Source organism: Nocardiopsis dassonvillei (assembly GCF_964273065.1).
Classification (GTDB): Bacteria; Actinomycetota; Actinomycetes; order Streptosporangiales; family Streptosporangiaceae; genus Nocardiopsis; species Nocardiopsis dassonvillei_B.
The window spans coordinates 2,292,044-2,312,684 of record NZ_OZ186815.1 but is presented as its reverse complement, the minus strand read 5'-3'; the positions used below and the strand labels follow the sequence as shown (position 1 = coordinate 2,312,684).

The following is a 20,641-nucleotide window of genomic DNA, read 5'->3' as shown; positions in this document are numbered from 1 at the left end:
TCACCGCGGCGCGAGGGCCCCTCGGATCCGGATGGATCCGAGGGGCCCTCGTCGTGCACTACCGGGAGGGTCGGACCTCGACGTCCTCGTCGGCACCGGCCTCGGTGGCCGGGCGGCGGCGGGACGCGGCCACGGCCACGCCGCCGGCGCCGATGGCCACCGCGGCGGCCGCGAGCAGGCCGGCCAGGGCGACACCGGTGTTCGGCAGACCCGGCTTGGGGTCCTCGCCGCCCGGGTCCTCGCCGCCCGGGTCACCGCCGCCGGGGTCACCGCCGTCACCGCCACCGGGGACCTCGACGCCCTCGTCGACGCTGACGGTCAGCGTGATCGGGTCGAGCTGCTCGCCCTGGGCGTAGAAGTCCGCGAAGGCGGGCACGCCGTCGGCGGTCAGGGTCGCCGGGATCGGTTCCCAGCCGAGCACGCCCCCGGTCAGGTCGTACCGCACACCGGACAGGTCGAGGTCGGCGAACGCGACGTCGTCGTAGGTGACCAGCTCGGAGTCGGACAGCGACTTGCTGACGACGTCGGCGTACAGGGTGCCCTCGGCGCCGTCGAGGACCACGCGCGGGTTCTTGACCGTCATGTACAGCAGCGGGTCGGCGTCGCCGTAGATGTGGCCCTGGAACAGGACGGTGCCCTCGAACCCGATCTCGGCGGTGGCCTCGGTCAGGTCCACCTCGCCCGAGCCGTTGGTGAACGCGAAGGTGCCGTCGTCATTACGGCTCGCGCCGTCCTTGGTCTCGATGTCGCCCTTGGCGATGTCGCCCACGATGTAGTCGCGGAACGACTCCCGCACGCCCCAGTCGGCGCGGCCGTTCCGGACCGTCAGCGGACCCTCGGGGTCGGTCGGGTCGGTCGGCTGCTCCGTGGGCTCCTCGGTCGGCTCCCCGTCGGCGGCGAAGGTGATCGGCGTCCACACGTCCTGGTCGCGGTTGGCCAGGTCGTTGCGGTCGTTGAACACGGCGACGTAGCACTGTGTCCGGAGGCAGTCGTAGTCGCTGCCGCCCTTGCCGAAGGCGCCCACGACGTCGAGTGGGGTGCTGAAGGTGCCCTGCGCGCTCGGCGCGGTGTCACCGCGCAGCCACACGCCCGAGCCGTACCAGTGGGCCGGGTAGGAGTTCTCGGCCTGCGGGATCGCGGTGAGCGCCACGTAGATGCCCGAGCCCGGACGGAAGCCGGTGCCCGAGACGGTGACGGTGTCGCCCTCGGGGTCCAGGCCGGTGGTCGGGGCGACCGTGACCTCGGGGTCGTGCACCGGGTCGGGGTTCCCGCCGGCCTCGTCGATGCCCACGGTGAAGGACAGCGGGTCCATCGGGTCGCCTGCGCTGTAGAAGCCGGCGAACGGCTCGACCGCGTCGGCGTGCAGGGCGCCGCCGGTGGAGGTGAAGACCAGGTCCTCGCCGTCGACGTCGACCTCGACGCCGGTCAGCTCGGCGACGGGGACCTCGCCGTACCCGGTCAGGTCGCCCGGGGGCAGCGTGGGGTTCGCACCGAGGAACTCGCGGCTGGTGACGTCGGCGTACACCGTGGCGGTGTCGTCCTCGAACACCACACGCGGATCGGCCAGGCGGACCTCCAGGAGCGGGCCCTGGCCGTAGTCGTGACCGGTGAAGACGACGGTCCCGGCGAAACTCACGTCGCCGGAGGCGTCCTCCTTGGAGACCGCGCCGCCGGCGGTGGGGAAGTCGATCAGGCCGTTGGCCAGCCTGGTCGCGCTGTTGTCGGCCGCGTAGCCGCCGTGGGCGATCGGGCTGCCCACGTAGTTGCGGAAGGACTGCTTGACACCCCAGGTGGCGGAGCCGCCGGAGAGCTGGAGGACCTCGTCCGCGGAGGCGGTGGGGGCGCTCGCCACGGCGAGCGCACCGCCCAGTGCCGCCACACCCGCGTAGGCGGTGAGGGAGCGCAGGGCGCGGCGGACTCTTCCGCGCGTGCCGCTGCCGGTCGTGCTGGTCATGGGATTCGTCGGTTCCAATCATGAGGGGGATGGCCGGGGGATTCCCGGTCGTTCCGGGGCCCCGGTGACGGCGGGGGTGGAGGGGACGGGCGGGCCCGCGCGGAGCGGGAGCCACGGGCCCGCCCGTCCCACGGTCGGGACGGCTAGGAGACGTCGGTGGTGAAGGAGACCGGGTCCATCGCTGTGCCCGCGGAGTAGAAGCCCGCGAACGGCTCGACGGCGTCGGGGTGCAGGGTGCCTGCCGCGGACGTGAAGTCGAGCTCGGTGCCGGTGACGTCCACGTTCACCCCGGTCAACTCGGTGACGGGGACCTCGCCGTAGGCGATCAGGTCGCCTGGCGGCAGGGCCGGGTTCGCACCGTGGAACTCGCGGCTGGTGACGTCGGCGTACACCGTGGCGGTGCTGCCGTCGAACTCCACCCGCGGGTCGGAGATGCGGATCTCCAGGGCCGGGCCCTGCCCGTGGTCGTGGCCGGTGAAGACCACGGTGCCGGAGAACTCCACCTCGCCGGAGATGAAGAACGTCCCGTCGACGTCCCCGCCGGAGGTGGGGAAGTCGATGAGGCCGTTGCCCAGTCTGGTGGCGCCGCCGGAGGCCGTGTAGCCGCCGTGGGCGATCGGGCCGGAGACGTAGGTGCGGAAGGACTGCTTGACACCCCAGACCGCGGAGCCTCCGGAGGCCGGGTCCGCATGGGCGGTGGACGCGGAGGCCGCGAGAAGGGCCGCGGCCAGGGCCGCGGTGGCGGAGGCGGAGGTGAGGGTTCGGAGCGCACGGCGGTTCGTGGCGGTGCCGCGCATGGTCGTCAGGGCCATGGTTCGTCGATTCCCATCGTGGAGAGGACGGTGACCGTTCCCGGGGATCCGGGACGGGGCGGCGGATGTGGGGCCCGTGGGCCCGTGCCGGGGCACGGGCCCGTCATGGAGAGCGGGGGGTCGGTCAGGCCGCGGCCTCACCGGGGACGTCGTCCCCGGCACCGCGGCGGCGTGCTGCGAAGAGGGCGAAGGCGCCGGTCGCGGTCGCCACGGCGGCGGCCAGGACCAGGACGGTCAGGTCGGTACCGGTGCGCGGCAGGTTGGTGCCGGGCCCCGAGCCCGAGCCGCCGTTGCCGGAACCGCCGGAACCCGAGCCGCCGTTGCCGGAGCCGTCGGAACCCGAGCCGCCGTTGCCGGAGCCGTCGCCCGGACCACCGCCCGAGCCGAACGTCACCGGGACGAACACGTCCTGGCTGCGGTCGCTGGATCGGGTGTGGTCGTTGCGGGTGACGATGGCGCACTCGACACCGGAGTCGTTGCAGTCGGTGCTGCCGTCGTCGGCCTTCACCGTGATCTGCACACTGAAGCCGCCGTCGGTGCCCGAACCGTTGTAAGCGACGGCCAGGCCCTCGCCGTAGGGCGGCGGGTTGCTGGAGACCCAGGCGGAGGCGCCGCCGGAGCCGTCCATGTCCACGCCGCCGATGCACGGCGTCGGGGCCTGCGTGGTGCTCGCGCCGGCGGTGTCGCACAGGGCCACATAGATGCCCTTGGAGGTGTCGTAGCCGGTGCCGGTGACCGTGACGGTCTCGCCGTCGGGATCGAGCCCGTCGGTCTTGGACACCGTGATCTTCGGGTCGCCCGGGGTCCGGGGCAGGGGCGCCTGCGGCGCGCCGACCTGGGCCTGCGGGGCGGTCTGCGGTCGGGCCTGCGGTGCCGGGGCGGCGGCGGGCGCCGCGAAAGCGACCGGAACCCGACCCACGACGACGGCGGCGGCCACCGGGGCGGCCGGGACCGCCACGGGGGCGCTCATCCCGGCGCCGGGCGCCTCGGCAAGGTCCTCGGTTCCGTCGGTGCCGCCCGTGGGGGCGTCGCCGCCCCAGGTGCCGGTGACCGGCCCGGTGCGCTCGGAGTCCTGGGCGTCCTCGGCGGGCTCCACCTCGACGAGGCGGATCTCGAAGGCGTCATCGGTCGCGTCCAGCCCGGCCTCGGCGGCGAACCCGGCGCCGGTGACGAAGGTGACGCTGAACACGCCGCGCGCGCCGATCTCGACCGTCACCGCGTTCTCGGTGTCGGTGACGGCCTCGTCCTCGGCCTCTTCGGCCTTCTCGGCGTCGTCGGCGAGCTCCGCCGGGACGGCGAGGGTCGCGATCTCGATGACGGATCCGGGGGTGTGGCCGACGCCGGAGACGGTGACGGTGTCACCCCCGGGGTCCAGTCCTTCGGTCCGGTTGACGGTGGTGATCCGGGGGGGTCCTGCCTCCTCCTGCGGGGGAGCCGGCTCTGCGTGCGCCGTCGCGGGCAGTGCGGTGGAGATCAGCACCGCGGCCGCGGCGACGGCCAGGGGAGGGAGGGACCCGCCCCGCTGCCGCCCGGTGACCGGGCGGAGGGAAACCGCTGCTTGCATCAGGGGCCTTCGGGGTTCGTGCGGGTCCTGTTCGTTGAGGGGGTGACCCGCGTGAGGCGCGGATACTTTCTTAGGTTACGCTTACCTTTGCTAAGTGAGCCTTACCTAACTCGAGTTCGCGACCGGAACAGTTGAACACCGAACCATCGGGCTTGTCAAGATGATGACGAAGTGTCATATAAAGCTCGGTGTCGTCCCTCCCCGCCCCCGGCGGCACCCGACCCCGGTCCGACCCGAAAGCGATCCCCAATGGCACCAGCCGACCCCCGGTCCCACACGCGCGCACGCCGCGGCCCCCGGCGCGGAGCCCGGACGCTCGCCGCGGCCTGCGCCCTCGCACTCGCCCTCGCCGGCTGCTCGGGCGGCACCGGAGCCCCGGCCGGCCCCGCCTCCGGCGGCGGCGCCGGGGAGATCCCCGACCTGGCCGAGAACCGCCTCCAGCCACTGGAGGAGGACTTCGTCCAGCAGCTGCCGGTGACCGTCGACTCCGTCGTGCTCGACCCCTACCGGACCAGCTCCGACCCCCTGGAGTACGAGCAGGTCGAGGTCACCGACGCCTCGCGGATCCTGCCCCTCACCGGGAGCCTGGCCGAGATCGTCTTCACCCTGGGCCTGGGCGGGCAGGTCGTGGGGCGCGACGTCGCCGCCACCTTCGACGAGGCCGCCGGCCTGCCCGTCGTCACCAGCGGGCACGAGGTCTCCGCCGAGAGCGTCCTGGCCCTGGAGCCCACCGTGATCCTCGCCGACACCCAGACCGGGCCGCCCGAGGCCATAGAGCAGATCCAGCGCTCCGGCATCCCCGTGGTCATCGTCGAGGAGGCCTGGTCCTTCGATGAGATGTACCCGCGCTTCGAGCGCATCGCCCAGGCCCTGGGGGTCCCCGACGCGGGCACGGCACTGGTCGAACGCACACAGACCCAGATGGCCGACGTCCGCGAGGACTCCGCCGAGGCCGTCGGCTCGCCCCTGGTCGCCTTCCTCTACCTGCGCGGCACCGCCGGGGTCTACCTCATCGGCGGACCCGGCTCCGGAGCCGACGCCATGCTCGCCGAGGTCGGCGCCCGCGACGCCGGCGTTGAGATGGGTCTCACCGCCCCCTTCACCCCCATCACCACCGAGGCCCTCATCGCGGCCCGGCCCGATGTGATCCTGGTCATGACCAAGGGGCTGGAATCGGTCGGCGGCATCGACGGCCTCGTCGAGATCCCCGGCGTCGCCCAGACCCCCGCCGGGCAGAACCGCGCCGTCATCGACTTCGAGGACGGGGTGCTGCTCAACTTCGGCCCCCGCACCCCGCAGGTCATCGCCGCCCTGGCCGACGAGCTGGCCGCGGTCGCTGCGGAGGAGGGCTCGTGACCGCCACCGACACACCGGCGGCGGAGGCGGCCCAGAAGACCGTGCCCGCCCCGGCCCACGACGGCCGGGCCCGGCGCCGCCTGCGCGCCGCCCTGCTGCTGGGCGGCCTGACCGCCGGACTGGTCGCCGTCTCCGTCATCGCCGCCGGGGTCGGCGCCTACCCCATCCCGGCCGGGCAGGTCACCGCCTCGATCCTCGACGCCGCGGGCATCCGGGGCGCGGGCCCCCTGCCCGACCAGGTCGCCCGCACCGTCCTGTGGGACGTGCGGCTGCCCCGCGTCGTCCTCGCCGTCACCGTCGGTGCCTCCCTGGGTGTGGCCGGGGCCATGATGCAGGGCATCTTCGGCAACCCCCTGGCCGAGCCCGGTGTCATCGGAGTCTCCTCCGGGGCCGCCGTCGGCGCCATCGTCGTCATCTTCACCGGGCTCACCGTCCTGGGCCACTGGACGATCATCGCCTCCTCGTTCGTGTTCGGCCTGGCCACCACCCTGTTCGTGTACGTGTTCGCGCGCTCGCGCGGACGCACGGAAGTCGTCACCCTGCTGCTCACCGGCATCGCCGTCAACGCCATCGCCGGGGCCGCCATCGGACTGATGACCAACTTCTCCCAGGACGCCGAGATCCAGACCATCACCTTCTGGCAGCTGGGCAGCGTCGCCACCGCCACCTGGTCCAAGGTCGCCGCCCTCGTGCCCTGCCTGGTCGCCGGCATGACCGTCATCCCGGTCTACGCGCGCCGCATGGACCTGCTCGCCCTGGGCGAGGGGCCCGCCCGGCACCTGGGCGTGGACGTGGAGCGCATGCGCCTGGTCCTCATCGCCGCCCTGGCCCTGCTCACCTCGGCCGCCGTGGCCTTCGCCGGGATCGTGTCGTTCATCGGGCTGGTGGTCCCGCACATCATCCGCATGGTGACCGGTCCGGGGCACCGCGTGCTGCTGCCCGCCAGCGCCCTGGGCGGAGGCCTGCTGCTGCTCGCCGCCGACCTGCTGGCCCGCACCGCGGCCGCTCCCGCCGAGATCCCCCTGGGCGTGGTCACCGCCGCGCTCGGCGGGCCGTTCTTCTTCTACCTACTCCACCGCACCCGCGCCAGGCAGGGGGGCTGGTCGTGATCCCCGCCCTCCGACGACGGGCCCGCGCAGCCCTCGCCCCCCTGTTCCGTCCGCCCGGGCGCCCGGACCCCGTCCCCGACGGCGCTCCCGTGGTGCGCGCGGCGGGGGTCACCGTCCGCCGGGGCGGACGCACCCTCCTGGACGGGGTGGACCTCACCGTCCGAGCCGGGGAGCTGGTGGCCCTGGTCGGCCCCAACGGCGCCGGGAAGTCCACGCTGCTCGGCGCCGTGTCCGGCGACCTCGCCGCGGGAACCGACCCCGGCTCCGACGGCGGAAGCGTGGAGCTCTTCGGGCGCGCCCTCGGCGCCTGGACTCCGCCCGAACTCGCCCTGCGCCGCGCGGTCCTACCCCAGGAGGCCGCGGTGAGCTTCCCGTTCTCCGTCTCCGAGCTGGTCGCCATGGGCCGCGCCCCCTGGGCCGGGCTCGCCGACCCCGGACGGGACGACGAGGCCGTCTCCGCCGCCATGGCGGCCACCGGCACCCTCCACCTGGCCGAACGCCGGTTCCCGAGCCTGTCGGGCGGCGAACGGGCACGCGTGATGCTCGCCCGCGTCCTGGCCCAGGACACCCGGCTGCTCATGCTCGACGAGCCCACCGCCGCGCTGGACATCCACCACCAGGAACTCGTCCTCACCATCGCGCGCACGCTCGCCGAGCGCGGAGGGGCGGTTATCGTGGTCCTGCACGATTTGGGGCTTGCGGCGGCCTACGCCCACCGTGTGGCGATACTCTCCGAGGGACGGATCGCCGCGCAGGGCCCTCCCGCTGAAGTGTTCACCGCATCCCTGCTCAGCGCCGTCTACCGGCACGAGGTCGAGGTCCTGCCGCATCCGAGGACCGGGATCCCGCTGGTCGTGCCCCTCCGGTAAGTCCACGGAGCACACGCGAGCCGTCCACAGGAGTAGGTCGTATTGGTGTCCACAACGGAACGACAGCCACAGGATGACCCCGGGTCCGGGGAGGGCCGACGCCGTTCCTCCGGCGGCCGCCGCCGCAAACCCCCGCCCCGGAGCCGGACCACGCCCGGCGACGTGGTGCGCGGCGTCGTCCGCTTCGTCGGCGAGATCATGCTCACCGCCGGTCTCCTCATGCTGTTCTACGCGGCCTACGAGGTGTACGGCTCCCAGTGGGAGACCGACCGCGAGCAGCAGGAACTCGCCCAGGGCCTGGAGGAGGCCTGGGCCGTGGCCGAGGAGCGCGGCCCCGACTCCGAGCCGCTGCCCGGCAGCGCCGACAGCCGCCTGTACATCCCGTCCCTGGACCTGGACTGGGTCGTCGTCAACGGCACCACCCAGGACGACATCCGCTACAGCCCCGGCCACTACACCGAGTACCCCAGCAGCCCCGGCCAGGCGGGCAACTACGCCATCGCCGCGCACCGTACCCCGGGCCTGTTCTGGGACATCGACCTGCTGGACAACGGCGACGTTCTGGTCCTGGAGGACTCCGAGAACTTCTACACCTACGAGGTGTTCAAGGAGGAGACGGTCCTGCCCACCGACGTGTGGGTGATCGAACCCGACCCGTTCGACGACGTCGAGGGCGCGGGCGAGACAGACCCGGAGAGGGCGATCATCACCCTCACCACCTGCGCGCCCAAGCTGGACAACACGCACCGCCTCATCGTGTGGGGCGAACTCGTCGAGACCACGCCCAAGTCGGAGGGCATGCCCGACTCGATCGCGCACATGGCCCCCGACGCCGACGAGAGCGAGTGAGGAGACCCGCATGTACGGCCTGATCTGGCGCATTCTGCCCGGACCCTGGATCTCCAAGTTCATCATGGCGCTCGGCCTGGTGGTCGGGGCCGCAGCCCTGCTGTGGTTCTTCGCGTTCCCGGCGATCTCCCCCCACATGCCGTTCAACGACGGCGCCATCGACGTCCAGGGCGCCGGCGGAGCCGGTGGGGGAGCCGGGACGGAGGGGGCCACCGAGTCGGGTGAGGCGCCCGCGGACTCCGGCGCCCCGGAGGAGCCCGAGACCACCGAGTGACACCCCGCGCGACATGCGCGCCCCGCGGGTCCCCCCCGACGACCGTCCGGAGACCCGCGGGGCTCGTGTGCGTTCGCGCCCGTATCCGCCCCTGCGCGGGCGTTCATGGGTGTTCGCGGGGGTGCCCCGGCTGCCCCGGGTGTGCGCGGCACCACGGTAAGCCGACCCTGTCCGGTCGGGGCGGCCCGCTAATCTCGAGCAGGTGAGTATCGGGGGACGAAACGCATGACGGTGACGCAGACCACGACCGAGGACCGCCTCAGCGGGCTCCGGGCCTGGCAGCGGGAGGCGTTCGAGGAGTACTTCCGCCGACAGCCGCGGGACTTCCTGGCGGTCGCCACGCCCGGCGCGGGCAAGACCACGTTCGCCCTCACCCTGGCGAGCGAACTCCTGCAGCGGCACGTCATCCGCTCCATCACCATCGTCTGTCCCACCGAGCACCTCAAGAAGCAGTGGGCCGAGGCAGCCGCGCGGTTCAACATCCCCATCGACCCCGACTTCCGCAACGGGCAGGGGGCCCTGGGCCGCCAGTACCTGGGCGCCGCGGTCACCTACGCGCAGGTCGCCGCCCACCCGGCCCTGCACCGCAACCGCACCGAGGCACGCAAGACCCTGGTGATCTTCGACGAGGTCCACCACGCCGGCGACGCCCTGTCCTGGGGCGACGCCGTCCGCGAGGCGTTCGACCCGGCGGCCCGGAGGCTCTCCCTGACCGGGACGCCCTTCCGGTCCGACATCAACCCCATCCCGTTCGTGGACTACGTCCAGGACACGGCCGGGGTGCGCCGCTGCTCGTGGGACTACAGCTACGGATACGGTCCGGCGCTGGCCGACGGCGTCGTGCGCCCGGTCATCTTCATGGCCTACTCCGGGGAGATGCGCTGGCGCACCCGCGCCGGGGACGAGCTGGCCGCCCGCCTGGGCGAGCCGCTCACCCAGGACGCCCTCTCCCAGGCCTGGCGGGCCGCCCTGGACCCCAAGGGCGACTGGATCAAACGGGTGCTCCAGGCCGCCGACCGGCGGCTCACCGAGGTCCGCAAGACCCACGCCGACGCCGGGGGCCTGGTGATCGCCAGCGACCACGAGAACGCCCGCGCCTACTCGAGGATCATCCGCCAGATCACCGGCAAGAGCGCCACCGTGGTGCTGTCCGACGACCCCACCGCGTCCAAGAAGATCTCCCGGTTCGCCGCGGGCGACGACCGGTGGATGGTCGCGGTGCGCATGGTGTCCGAGGGCGTGGACGTGCCCCGGCTGATGGTGGGCGTGTACGCCACCTCCACCAGCACCGCCCTGTTCTTCGCACAGGCCATCGGCCGGTTCGTGCGCGTGCGCAAACGAGGCGAGGTCGCCTCGGTGTTCCTGCCCTCGGTGCCCAACCTGCTGGAGTTCGCCGGGGACATGGAGCGCGAGCGCGACCACGTCCTGGACCGCACCCCCGCCGGGGACGACGAGTACCCGGAGGAGGACCTCCTCACGGAGGCGCGCAAGAAGCGGGACACCCCCGACGCGGGGGAGGAGCTGCCGTTCGAGACGATGGAGGCGTCGGCGGAGTTCGACCGCGCCCTCTACGACGGCAACGAGTACGGCGGCGTCCCCGGCTCCACCGAGGAGGAGGACTTCCTCGGCCTGCCCGGCCTGCTGGAGCCCCAGCAGGTGGCCCAGCTGCTGCGCAAGCGCAAGGACGACCTCAAGGCGGGGGAGATCAAGGCCCGCAAGAAGGAGGAGCCGGCCCGCGAGGAGGGTCCCACCCACGAGGTCCTGGCGAACCTGCGCCGCGAGCTCAGCGGGCTGGTCGGCGCCTGGCACCACCGCACCGGCAAACCGCACGGGGTGATCCACAACGAGCTGAGGCGCGCCTGCGGCGGGCCGCCGGTCGCCCAGGCCACCCCGGACCAGATCCGCGAGCGCATCGCCAAGCTCCGCGTCTGGGCGGTCGGCGGCAAGTAGACCGCGGTCCCCCTCCGGCGACACCCTTACGGACCAATCGGGCAAATACTTCGCAAGTCCACGCTTCGGATCAGTGGCTATACGTGTTCATTTCACTACAGTCCGTGAGATGATCGGACGAAGCGTACGCGGCGGGACGGCCGCGCTCTGGACCGGACTGGTGATGTGCGGACTCGCCCTGACCGGGGTCGTGGCGGGCACCGCACTGCCCGACCCCGCCGGGGCGGGCCCCGAACGGGCGGCCGCCGTCGACGGCGGCCCCGACTGCCCGCCGGGCACGCTCGCGCGACTGGCCGAACCGGGGGCGGGCCCCGGTGCCGACAGCGGGGAGCTCACCCCCGAACAGGCCGCCCACTACAACAGCCGGCTGCGCGAGGCCCTGCGCTCCCTGCGGTCGCACCAGATCGCCCCGCCGCACACGGTCCCCGTCGTCGTCCACGTCATCTCCGCCACCGACGGCCGGGGCCACGTGAGCGACGCCCGCATCGACGACCAGATCGAGGTCCTCAACACCGCCTACTCCGGCGGCTACGACGCCGCCGGGGCCGACACCGGCTTCCGCTTCACCCTCTCCGAGACCACCCGCACCGAGAACGACGAGTGGTTCTCCGACTTCGACGGCCACCGGGACGAGATCCGCTCCGAGCTGCGCCGCGGCGGCGCCGAAACGCTCAACGTCTACACCGCGGACCTCGGCTCCGGCCTGCTCGGCTACTCCAGCTTCCCGCAGGACTACGCCGACGCGCCCGACCAGGACGGCGTCGTCCTGGCCCACGACACCCTTCCCGGCGGCGGCCGCGAACGCTTCGACCTGGGCCACACCGGCACCCACGAGGTCGGCCACTGGCTCGGCCTGTTCCACACCTTCCAGAACGGCTGCACCACCCCGGGCGACTATGTCGGCGACACCCCCTACGAGCGCGAGGCCGCCGCCGGCTGCCCCGAGGGGCGCGACTCCTGCCCGCACCGCGCCGGCCGGGACCCGATCACCAACTTCATGGACTACAGCGACGACGACTGCATGACCCACTTCACCGAGGGCCAGTCCCGCCGCATGGCCGAGCACTGGGCGGCCTTCCGCTCCCCCCAGCGCCTCTGAGGGTCAGAGCGCGAGCAGCCTGCGCAGGACCGGCCCAACCCGGAACAGGACCGTGTCCTCGACCATCCCGAAGTTCCGCTCCAGCCGCAACGGCGGGACGGCGCGCAGGTCCTCGCACTCGGCGTGGCCGGTCTCCTTCAGCCCGGAGGAGCCCGGCCCGATCTCCACACGGGTCTGGCTCCTCCGATGTGCGCGGGTCAGCGGTACGGCCATGACCACCGGCGGGTGCGGGTCCGGCAGGGTCCCGGGGGAGCGGCGTGCCCGCGCGGGGACTCCGCACGGGCACGCCGATAGGCTTGGGGCATGGCAGCGAACACCTACCTGACCGGGATCAAGCCCACCGGCGACTTCCACCTGGGCAACTACGTCGGCGCGATCAAACCGGCCCTGGCGGCCGCGGAGGTCTACGACACCTACTACTTCGTCGCGGACTACCACGCGCTCAACACCGTCAAGGACGCGGACGAGCTCCGCCACAGCATCCGGTCCGGGGCTGCCACCTGGCTGGCGTGCGGGCTGGACCCGGCCAGGACGGTCATCTACCAGCAGTCCAAGGTCCCCGAGACCTTCGAGCTGACCACCATCCTGGCCGCCCTCACCCCCAAGGGCCTGATGAACCGGGCGCACGCCTACAAGGCCGCCCGCGACCGCAACAACGAGGCCGGGATCACCGACCTGGACGCCGGGGTCAACATGGGGCTGTTCAACTACCCCATCCTCATGGCCGCCGACATCCTCATCATGGAGGCCACCCACATCCCCGTGGGCCGCGACCAGTCCCAGCACATCGAGTACACCGCCGACATCGCCGGGTACTTCAACAACCGCTACGGCGGGGACGGGCAGGGGTACACCTTCCCCCTGCCCAAGGGCGTCATCGACGACAGCGAGGCGAGCATCCTCCCCGGCGTCGACGGCCGCAAGATGAGCAAGTCCTACGACAACCACATCCCGCTCTTCCTGCCGGAGAACAAGCTCAAGAAGGCGATCCGCCGCATCCCCACCGACTCCACGCCGGTCGAGGACCCCAAGGACCCCGACACCTCGGTGCCCTTCCAGCTCCTCACCCACTTCGCCGACGCCGACACGGTGGCCGACGTGCGCAAGCGCCTGGAGCAGGGCGGCATGGGCTGGGGCGACCTCAAGAACGAGCTGTTCGAGGCGGTCAACGCCGAGCTGGGCCCCAAGCGCGAGCGCTACGAGGAGCTCATGGCGAACCCCCGGGAGATCGAGGACATCCTCGAAGCCGGTTCGGTCCGGGCCCGCGAGCACGCCCGGTCCGTCCTGGACCGCGTCCGCGCCGCCATCGGCGTCGCCTGACACCGGTACACGCACGGGGGCGGCGGGATCCCTCCCGCCGCCCCCGCCCACGTCCGGAGAACCGCCGGCCCGGGCACGTCCGGTGTCCCCGGGCTGCCCGGCACGGAACTCGGGGCCGACGCCCCCGAGCGCACCGGCACGCTCACCCCGCCCGAGGGCCGCGCCCCGGCGGAGGGCTTCGCCCGCGACGGCGCCGGCCACGCGCACGACACTTTCCCGGCCTCTCGCCGCCGGGACCCGGGACCGGAGCGGATCGCCGTCCCCGCCGACGTCCGGTACGGCGCAGCGGACACCTTCCACCCGCCGGACCGCGCCGACCTGCCCGCCCGCCGCATCCCCGGCGCCGGCCGCCACCTGGTGGAGGGGAGGGCGGCCCGTTGCCGTGGGCCCGGCCCGGGGAGATCCCGCGCACCCTGCTCGCCCGCCTCTGAAACGGCGGAGGGCGGGGCCGCACGGCCCCGCCCTCCCCCCGCACGTTCGCGGTCAGCCGACCCGGGGCTCGCCCTCCAGGGCCACGCCCGCCTCGTCCAGCTGCGCCAGCGCCGCGTCCACGGTCGGCCGCGCCACCCCCGCCGTCAGGTCGAGCAGCACCCGCGTCCGCAGCCCCTCCCGCACGGCGTCCAGCGCGGTCGCCCGGACGCAGTGGTCGGTGGCGATGCCCACCACGTCCACCTCGTCCACGCCGCGCTCGCGCAGCCAGTCCGCCAGCGTCGTCCCGCCGTCCCCGGCCGTCCCCTCGAAACCGCTGTAGGCGGCCGTGTACCGGCCCTTGCTGAAGACCTCCTCGGCCAGCGAGGCGTCGAAGTCCGGATGGAACTCCACCCCCGGCGTGCCCACCTCGCAGTGCCGCGGCCAGCTGTCCACGAAGTCCGGCTCCTCCGAGAAGTGCGGTCCCGGATCGATGTGGTAGTCGCGGGTCGCGACCACGTGGTCGTACCCGCCCGAGCGGGCGTGCCCGGTGACGGCGGCCGCCGTCGCGGCACCCCCGGCCACCGCCAGGCTGCCGCCCTCACAGAAGTCGTTCTGCACGTCCACCACGATGAGCGCCCTGGTCATGCCGCCACCCCTTTCTCCTGGAACCCGTCGGTCAATGGAACACGGTCGGCAGGGCGGCCTCGCCCCGCGACATCCGCAGTGCCTGCTCGGGCAGCTCGGCGACCACCGCGCGGTGCCGCTCGCGGGCCTCGTGCACGCTCTCGCGGCCCACCACCTCGCCGTCCGTCACCAGCGGGCGCAGCAGCGGCCGGGTCCCCACCGCCTCCTGCGGCTCGTACGGGAACACCTCCTCGGCGACCGCGATCCCCTTGTCGTCCAGCCGGCGCACCGACCACTTGCGGCCGCCCCGGCTGGGCTTGCCCACCGACCGCTTGGCCACCGGCTCCAGGGGCAGGCCCGCCTCCGTCCCGCGCGCCCGCGCCACCAGCTTGTACACCAGCGACACCGTCGGCGCGCCCGAACCGGTCACCAGGGACGTACCCACCCCGTACCCGTCCACGGGAGCCACGGCCAGGGCCTGGATGGAGAGCTCGTCCAGGTCGCCGGTCACCACGATCCGGGTGTCCCGGGCGCCGAGCGAGTCCAGCTGCTCCCGTACCCGGCCCGCCGTGGCCGCCAGGTCGCCGGAGTCGATGCGCACCGCGCCCAGCTCCGGTCCGGCCAGCTCGACCGCGGTACGGACGGCCCGCTCCACGTCGTAGGTGTCCACCAGCAGGGTCGTCTGCTTGCCCAGCGAGTCCAGCTGTGCCGTGAAGGCGTGCCGCTCGCTGTCGTGCAGCAGGGTGAAGGCGTGCGCCGCGGTGCCGCCGGTGGGCACCCCGTACGAGCGCCCCGCCTCCAGGTTGGAGGAGGTGGCGAACCCGGCCACGTACGCGGCGCGCGCGGCCGACACGGCCGCCGCCTCGTGGGTGCGGCGCGAACCCATCTCGATGAGCGGCCGATCGCCCGCCGCCACCACCATCCGGCTCGCAGCGGACGCGATGGCGCTGTCGTGGTTGTAGACCGACAGGGCGAGGGTCTCCAGGATCACCGCCTCGGCGAACGTGCCCTCCACGACCAGGATGGGGGAGCCGGGGAAGTAGGCCTCGCCCTCGCCGTAGCCCCACACGTTCCCCGAGAACCGGTACTCCGACAGCCACCGCAGCGTCGTGTCGTCCACCACACCGTGGTCGGACAGGAAGTCCAGTTCCTCGGTGCGGAAGCGGAACCGCTCCAGCAGTTCCAGGAACCGCCCGGTCCCCGCCACGACGCCGTAGCGGCGCCCCTCGGGCAGCCGCCGGGCGAACATCTCGAATACCGACGGCCGGGCGGCGGCCCCGCTGTGCAGGGCGGCCTGGAGCATCGTCAGCTCGTAGTGGTCGGTCAGCAGCGCACTGCCGCCATGCTCGTTCATGCGCACGAGCCTAATCCGTGGGGTCCCGCGGCCGGACGCCGACCTGCCCCGTGCAGCACCGGAGCGACCTCGGACGACATTAACAATACCCATTCGGTTGGTAGGGAAATTTGTTCCGATACCCTGGGACGCATGCTGAGGATTGATCGCTCGATCTACGACCAGATCGTCGCCCACGCCCGCCGCGACCACCCGGACGAGGCCTGCGGCATCGTGGCCGGCCCGGTGGGCTCCGACCGTCCCGAGCGGTTCGTCGAGATGATCAACGCCGAGCGGTCCCCGACCTTCTACCGGTTCGACTCCCTCGAACAGCTGAAGGTCTGGCGGGAGATGGACGACCGCGACGAGGAACCCGTCGTGATCTACCACTCCCACACGGCCACCGAGGCCTACCCCTCGCGCACCGACATCTCCTACGCCTCCGAACCCGGTGCCCACTACGTGCTCGTGTCCACCAGGGACCCCGAGACCGTGGAGTTCCGCTCCTACCGCATCCTGGACGGCGAGGTCACCGAGGAGCCGGTCGAGGTCACCGGCGCCCCGGCCGACCGGTAGCGCCGGGCACCCGCCCCCGACGGGGCCCGCGGAATGGCCGCGGGAACGCCCCTGTTGGGAATGTACGCACACCAACCACGTTCACGGGAAGACACACCTATGGCCATCGAGGTCCGCATCCCCACCATCCTGCGCAACCTGACCGGCGACGCCAAGGTCGTCGAGGGCAGCGGCGACACCCTGGGCGAGCTGTTCGCCGACCTGGACAGCCGCTACCCGGGCATCGGCGCGCGCCTGGTGGAGGACGGCAAGCTGCGCCGCTTCATCAACGTGTACCTCAACGACGAGGACGTGCGCTTCGCCGGCGGCCTGGAGGCGAAGCTCTCCGACGGCGACAGCGTCACCGTCCTGCCCGCCGTGGCCGGCGGAAGCCGCTAGGCCCGTCCCATGCGTTACGACTCCCTGCTCGACTCCCTCGGCGGCACGCCGCTCGTCGGCCTGCCCCGGCTCTCGCCCTCGGCGGACGTCCGGCTGTGGGCGAAGCTGGAGGACCGCAACCCGACCGGGTCCATCAAGGACCGAACCGCGTTCTTCATGATCGAACAGGCGGAGAAGGACGGGCTGCTCTCCCCCGGCTGCACCATCCTGGAGCCGACGTCGGGGAACACCGGCATCTCCCTGGCGATGGTGGCCAAGCTGCGCGGCTACCGCATGGTCTGCGTGATGCCGGAGAACACCTCGGCCGAACGCAAGCAGCTCCTCGCCATGTGGGGCGCCGAGGTCCACTTCTCCGACGCGGCCGGCGGCTCCAACGAGGCGGTCCGCGTCGCCAAGGAGATGGCCGCGGAACACCCCGACTGGGTGATGCTCTACCAGTACGGCAACCCGGCCAACGCCCGGGCCCACTACGAGACGACGGGTCCCGAGATCCTCGCGGACCTGCCGGAGATCACCCACTTCGTGGCGGGCCTGGGCACCACCGGAACGCTCATGGGCGCGGGCCGCTACCTGCGCGAGCACAAGCCCGACGTGCGGATCGTCGCGGCCGAGCCGCGCTACGGCGAGCTGGTGTACGGCCTGCGCAACCTCGACGAGGGGTTCGTGCCGGAGCTGTACGACGAGTCGGTGCTGACCACGCGGTTCTCCGTGCCCTCCGACGCCGCCCTCAGGCGGACCCGGGAACTCCTGGACAAGGAGGGCATCTTCGCCGGGGTCTCCACCGGCGGGGCGCTGCACGCCGCGCTGGGCGTGGCCCGCAAGGCCGAACAGGCCGGGGAGCGCGCCGACATCGCGTTCGTCATCGCGGACGCCGGGTGGAAGTACCTCTCCACCGGCGCCTACGAGGGCACCCTGGAGGAGGCGGAGGAGCGCCTCGACGGCCAGCTCTGGGCCTGAACCACCGGGCCCGGCCGCCGGGCCGGACCACGGGGCGGCATCCCGGTCGCGGGATGCCGCCCCTCGGTGTTCGGGGCCGCCGGTGTTCGGGGCCGGCGGGGCCGCCGCCCGGAGGCGCGCGGACCACTCCCGCGCATGCCCCCACCAGGCCGGGAGCGGACCGTAATACGCCCGGAACGAATCACCCGGAACGTGTCATATGGTGTGAAAAATTCACACGTGATCGAGGTCGCGTGAGATGCAGGACACATTTTGTACCACCCGGGCGGGCATTGGGGTAGACCCGTAACAACGGGACAACCGCTGAACCAGCCGCCATCCGTACTCCGCGCACACGGTCGAGGGGGTGCCACGGAGTTGCGCGGCCCTTCGAGAAGGCGACGACGACGTGCGACTCACGATTATCGGGTCCTCCGGGAGCTTCCCGGGGCCGGACAGCCCCGCCTCCTGTTACCTGGTCGAGGCCGACGGCTTCCGCCTGCTCCTCGACATGGGCAACGGCGCTCTGGGCGCGCTCCAGCGGCACATCGACATCTACTCCGTCGACGCCGTCTACCTCAGCCACCTGCACGCCGACCACTGCTTCGACCTGTGCTCCTACTGGGTCGCCCGCATGTTCCACCCCCAGGGCGCCAAACCCAGGATCCCCGTCTACGGCCCGAGCGGGGTCGCCGAGCGCGTCGCCGAGGCCTACGGCCTGGAGCCCGACCCCGGCATGACCGAGGTCTTCGACTTCCACGAACTCACCCCGGGCGCCCTCGACATCGGCCCGTTCTCCGTCCGCGTGGACCACGTCAACCACCCGGTGGAGGCCTTCGGCATCCGCCTGGAGCACGGCGGGGCGAGCATGGCCTACTCCGGCGACACCGGCGCCTGCGACTCCCTCGTGGACCTGGCCGCCGACACGGACCTGTTCCTGTGCGAGGCCGCCTTCCAGGACCACCTCGACCACCCCAAGGACATGCACCTCACCGGCAGCGAGGCGGGCGAGCACGCCGGCCGCGCCCGGGCGCGCAGCCTGCTGCTCACCCACCTGGTGCCGTGGAACGACGACGCCGTCACCCTGGCCGAGGCCCGGTCCACCTACGACGGCCCCATCGACCTGGCGCGCAGCGGGCGGGTCCACACCATCGGCGGCTGAGCCGGCGGACCCGCGGCAGTGGTGTGGATCCCATCCGCACACGCCTTCGCGGCTCCCGCCCCCGGCGGGACCGCGCACGTATACGCTCTTGACCATGGCCCGACCTGACGGACGAGTTCCGACCCAACTCCGCCCCGTGACGATCACCCGCAACTGGCTGCGCCAGGCGGAAGGCTCCGCGCTCATCGAGTTCGGGGACACCCGAGTGCTCTGCGCCGCCACCGTCGAGGACGGTGTCCCGCGCTGGCGCCGGGGCACCGGCGAGGGGTGGGTCACCGCCGAATACGCGATGCTGCCCCGCGCCACCGACACCCGCGGCGCCCGCGAGTCCGTGCGCGGCAAGATCGGCGGCCGCACCCACGAGATCTCCCGCCTCATCGGCCGCTCCCTGCGGGCGGTCGTCGACTTCAAGGCGATGGGGGAGCACACGATCACCCTGGACTGCGACGTGCTCCAGGCCGACGGCGGCACCCGCACCGCCGCCATCACCGGCGCCTACGTGGCCCTCGCCGACGCGATGAAGTGGCTGCGCAAGCGCCGCAACCTCAAGAACAACCCGCTCACCGGCTCGCTGGCGGCGGTGAGCGTCGGCGTCGTCCAGGGCCAGCCCCGGCTGGACCTCAACTACCTGGAGGACTCCGTCGCCGACACCGACATGAACGTCGTCGTCACCGGCGACGGCAGGTTCATCGAGGTGCAGGGCACCGCCGAGGGCGCGGCGTTCGACCGCGAGCTGCTCGACAAGCTGCTCGACCTGGCGGTCGCCGGCTGCGAGGAGCTGACCGTCCACCAGAAGAAGGCCCTGGCGGAGTGACCGTGCTCAACGGCACCCGGATCGGCGGCGTCGCCGGAGAAGGGGGAAACGTGAAGATCGTGCTGGCCACCCGCAACGCCAAGAAGGTGCCCGAGCTGCGCGCCATCCTCGCGGACGCCGGGGTGACCGCCCAGGTGCTGTCCCTGGAGGCCTTCCCGGACGCCCCGGAGGTGCCCGAGACCGAGCCGACGTTCGTCGGCAACGCCCTGCTCAAGGCCCGCGCCATCGCCGCCCACACCGGGCTGCCCGCGGTCGCCGACGACTCGGGGCTGAGCGTCGACGAGCTGCGGGGAATGCCGGGCGTGCTGTCGGCCCGGTGGGCCGGCCGCTTCGGCGCGCAGGACCAGGACCGGGCCAACCTGCAGCTGGTCCTGGACCAGCTGGCGGACACGCCGCCGGAGCGCCGCGGAGGATCGTTCGTGTGCGCGGCGGCCCTGGTGCTGCCCGACGGCACCGAGGTGGTCGCGGAGGGGGAGGTGCGCGGCCGGGTGATCGCGGAGCCCCGGGGGGAGAACGGGTTCGGCTACGACCCGGTCTTCGTCCCGGAGGGGGACCGGCGCACCACGGCGGAGCTGACCCCGGAGGAGAAGAACGCCATCAGCCACCGGGGGATCGCCTTCCGGAAGCTGGCGGCGGAGATCGCCGCGATGGTCTGAGCCCGGTACCGGCGTACCGAGGTGTACCGAGGGGGCGGCCCGCACCGGGCCGCCCCCTCGGCGTCGGAGCGGTGGCGGGGCGGGGTGATGGACGGTGGGCGGCGGGCTGTGGGGCCGTCGCCCGAAAAATCACCCGGAGCAGGTTTGGGGTCGATGTGCGGGGGCAGATCCACCCTCGTACGACGAAACGGCCGCGGCCGAAGAGGATCCCCGGTGTGGGGGGTCCGGAACCCGCGGCGACCGCCTGCGGGCAGGGGATCCCACCCCGCCGAACAGGCGATTTGACGTCCACAGGACTGTTGCCTACACTCGAACGAGTCGCTGCGGGACGGCGAGCGCCCTGAGGGCGTGTTCGGCCCCGGACCGCGCACTCGCGACAACCCTTCTTTCTTCGACTACGGCCAGAGCGTCACGGGCATGCGCCCGGAGGCGGTAAGGTCGGAGGGCCGCACCGGAAACGGGAACGGCGAAGAAGAGAACAGGAATTCTTCACTCCTGGTCGGTTGATTCCGAGAAAACGCCGGTTTGGCGGGACACGGAAACACTGATAAAGTGAGGACACAACAAAGCGGAAACGCAGACGCCTTCCACGGAA

General features: G+C 72.6%; 20 protein-coding genes. 14 read left to right on the top strand and 6 right to left on the bottom strand.

The window, feature by feature from the left end; translation table 11 throughout:
• Window positions 1-58: 58 nt before the first annotated feature.
• The 3 genes from ACSUPR_RS10190 to ACSUPR_RS10180 form a co-directional block, all read right to left on the bottom strand.
• Window positions 59-1,954 (bottom strand): HtaA domain-containing protein, encoded by a 1,896-nt coding sequence (locus ACSUPR_RS10190; RefSeq protein WP_436890903.1) that lies wholly within the window; start codon window positions 1,952-1,954, stop codon window positions 59-61.
• A gap of 143 nt (window positions 1,955-2,097) precedes the next feature.
• Window positions 2,098-2,766 carry an HtaA domain-containing protein gene (locus ACSUPR_RS10185; protein WP_436890902.1) on the bottom strand — a complete coding sequence of 223 codons (669 nt, stop codon included), beginning with the start codon at window positions 2,764-2,766 and terminating at the stop codon, window positions 2,098-2,100.
• Window positions 2,767-2,890: 124 nt separating this feature from the next.
• The gene (locus ACSUPR_RS10180; protein WP_436890901.1) at window positions 2,891-4,330 is read right to left on the bottom strand and encodes a cell wall protein; all 1,440 of its coding nucleotides are present in this window, start codon (window positions 4,328-4,330) and stop codon (window positions 2,891-2,893) included.
• A gap of 249 nt (window positions 4,331-4,579) precedes the next feature.
• On the opposite strand from ACSUPR_RS10180, the gene ACSUPR_RS10175 reads away from it, so the two are divergent.
• From ACSUPR_RS10175 to ACSUPR_RS10145, 7 genes are all read left to right on the top strand, one after another.
• The gene (locus ACSUPR_RS10175; RefSeq protein WP_436890900.1) at window positions 4,580-5,686 is read left to right on the top strand and encodes a heme/hemin ABC transporter substrate-binding protein; all 1,107 of its coding nucleotides are present in this window, start codon (window positions 4,580-4,582) and stop codon (window positions 5,684-5,686) included.
• Complete coding sequence (locus tag ACSUPR_RS10170) at window positions 5,683-6,795, top strand: FecCD family ABC transporter permease (RefSeq protein WP_436890899.1); 1,113 nt, start codon at window positions 5,683-5,685, stop codon at window positions 6,793-6,795. The genes ACSUPR_RS10175 and ACSUPR_RS10170 overlap by 4 nt, the downstream gene beginning before the upstream one ends.
• Window positions 6,795-7,664, top strand: a complete 870-nt coding sequence (locus ACSUPR_RS10165) for a heme ABC transporter ATP-binding protein (RefSeq protein ID WP_436891949.1) — start codon at window positions 6,795-6,797, stop codon at window positions 7,662-7,664. The genes ACSUPR_RS10170 and ACSUPR_RS10165 overlap by 1 nt, the downstream gene beginning before the upstream one ends.
• Window positions 7,665-7,706: 42 nt before the next feature.
• On the top strand, window positions 7,707-8,513 hold the full coding sequence (locus ACSUPR_RS10160) for a class E sortase (RefSeq protein ID WP_436890898.1): 807 nt from the start codon (window positions 7,707-7,709) through the stop codon (window positions 8,511-8,513).
• 10 nt (window positions 8,514-8,523) lie between these two features.
• Window positions 8,524-8,787, top strand: coding sequence for a hypothetical protein (locus ACSUPR_RS10155; protein ID WP_436890897.1), 264 nt, complete (start codon window positions 8,524-8,526; stop codon window positions 8,785-8,787).
• Window positions 8,788-9,012: 225 nt separating this feature from the next.
• On the top strand, window positions 9,013-10,737 hold the full coding sequence (locus ACSUPR_RS10150) for a DEAD/DEAH box helicase (protein ID WP_436890896.1): 1,725 nt from the start codon (window positions 9,013-9,015) through the stop codon (window positions 10,735-10,737).
• Window positions 10,738-10,900: 163 nt separating this feature from the next.
• Window positions 10,901-11,836: a zinc metalloprotease gene (locus tag ACSUPR_RS10145; protein ID WP_436891948.1), complete on the top strand. Its 936-nt coding sequence runs from the start codon at window positions 10,901-10,903 to the stop codon at window positions 11,834-11,836.
• 3 nt (window positions 11,837-11,839) lie between these two features.
• Here the strand turns inward: ACSUPR_RS10145 and ACSUPR_RS10140 are convergent, their stop codons facing one another.
• A complete protein-coding gene (locus ACSUPR_RS10140) occupies window positions 11,840-12,004 on the bottom strand; it encodes a hypothetical protein (RefSeq protein ID WP_436890895.1) in 165 nt (54 codons plus the stop codon).
• Between the two features lie 135 nt (window positions 12,005-12,139).
• Here ACSUPR_RS10140 and ACSUPR_RS10135 point away from each other — a divergent pair, with 135 nt between their 5' ends.
• On the top strand, window positions 12,140-13,156 hold the full coding sequence (locus tag ACSUPR_RS10135; RefSeq protein ID WP_436890894.1) for a tryptophan--tRNA ligase: 1,017 nt from the start codon (window positions 12,140-12,142) through the stop codon (window positions 13,154-13,156).
• 483 nt (window positions 13,157-13,639) lie between these two features.
• Here the strand turns inward: ACSUPR_RS10135 and ACSUPR_RS10130 are convergent, their stop codons facing one another.
• Window positions 13,640-14,212, bottom strand: coding sequence for an isochorismatase family protein (locus ACSUPR_RS10130; RefSeq protein ID WP_436890893.1), 573 nt, complete (start codon window positions 14,210-14,212; stop codon window positions 13,640-13,642).
• Between the two features lie 31 nt (window positions 14,213-14,243).
• Window positions 14,244-15,545: a nicotinate phosphoribosyltransferase gene (locus tag ACSUPR_RS10125; RefSeq protein WP_436890892.1), complete on the bottom strand. Its 1,302-nt coding sequence runs from the start codon at window positions 15,543-15,545 to the stop codon at window positions 14,244-14,246.
• Between the two features lie 132 nt (window positions 15,546-15,677).
• Here ACSUPR_RS10125 and ACSUPR_RS10120 point away from each other — a divergent pair, with 132 nt between their 5' ends.
• The 6 genes from ACSUPR_RS10120 to rdgB all read left to right on the top strand — a co-directional run bounded on the left by ACSUPR_RS10120 (window position 15,678) and on the right by rdgB (window position 20,046).
• A complete protein-coding gene (locus tag ACSUPR_RS10120; protein WP_436890891.1) occupies window positions 15,678-16,100 on the top strand; it encodes a Mov34/MPN/PAD-1 family protein in 423 nt (140 codons plus the stop codon).
• 99 nt (window positions 16,101-16,199) lie between these two features.
• Complete coding sequence (locus ACSUPR_RS10115; protein WP_436890890.1) at window positions 16,200-16,478, top strand: MoaD/ThiS family protein; 279 nt, start codon at window positions 16,200-16,202, stop codon at window positions 16,476-16,478.
• A gap of 9 nt (window positions 16,479-16,487) precedes the next feature.
• Window positions 16,488-17,435 carry a PLP-dependent cysteine synthase family protein gene (locus ACSUPR_RS10110; RefSeq protein ID WP_436890889.1) on the top strand — a complete coding sequence of 316 codons (948 nt, stop codon included), beginning with the start codon at window positions 16,488-16,490 and terminating at the stop codon, window positions 17,433-17,435.
• 388 nt (window positions 17,436-17,823) lie between these two features.
• Window positions 17,824-18,576: an MBL fold metallo-hydrolase gene (locus ACSUPR_RS10105; protein WP_436890888.1), complete on the top strand. Its 753-nt coding sequence runs from the start codon at window positions 17,824-17,826 to the stop codon at window positions 18,574-18,576.
• A 136-nt stretch (window positions 18,577-18,712) separates the two neighbouring features.
• Window positions 18,713-19,390, top strand: coding sequence for a ribonuclease PH (gene rph / locus ACSUPR_RS10100; RefSeq protein WP_436890887.1), 678 nt, complete (start codon window positions 18,713-18,715; stop codon window positions 19,388-19,390).
• A gap of 50 nt (window positions 19,391-19,440) precedes the next feature.
• Window positions 19,441-20,046 carry an RdgB/HAM1 family non-canonical purine NTP pyrophosphatase gene (gene rdgB, locus ACSUPR_RS10095; RefSeq protein ID WP_436891947.1) on the top strand — a complete coding sequence of 202 codons (606 nt, stop codon included), beginning with the start codon at window positions 19,441-19,443 and terminating at the stop codon, window positions 20,044-20,046.
• The last annotated feature ends 595 nt before the right edge of the window (window positions 20,047-20,641 follow it).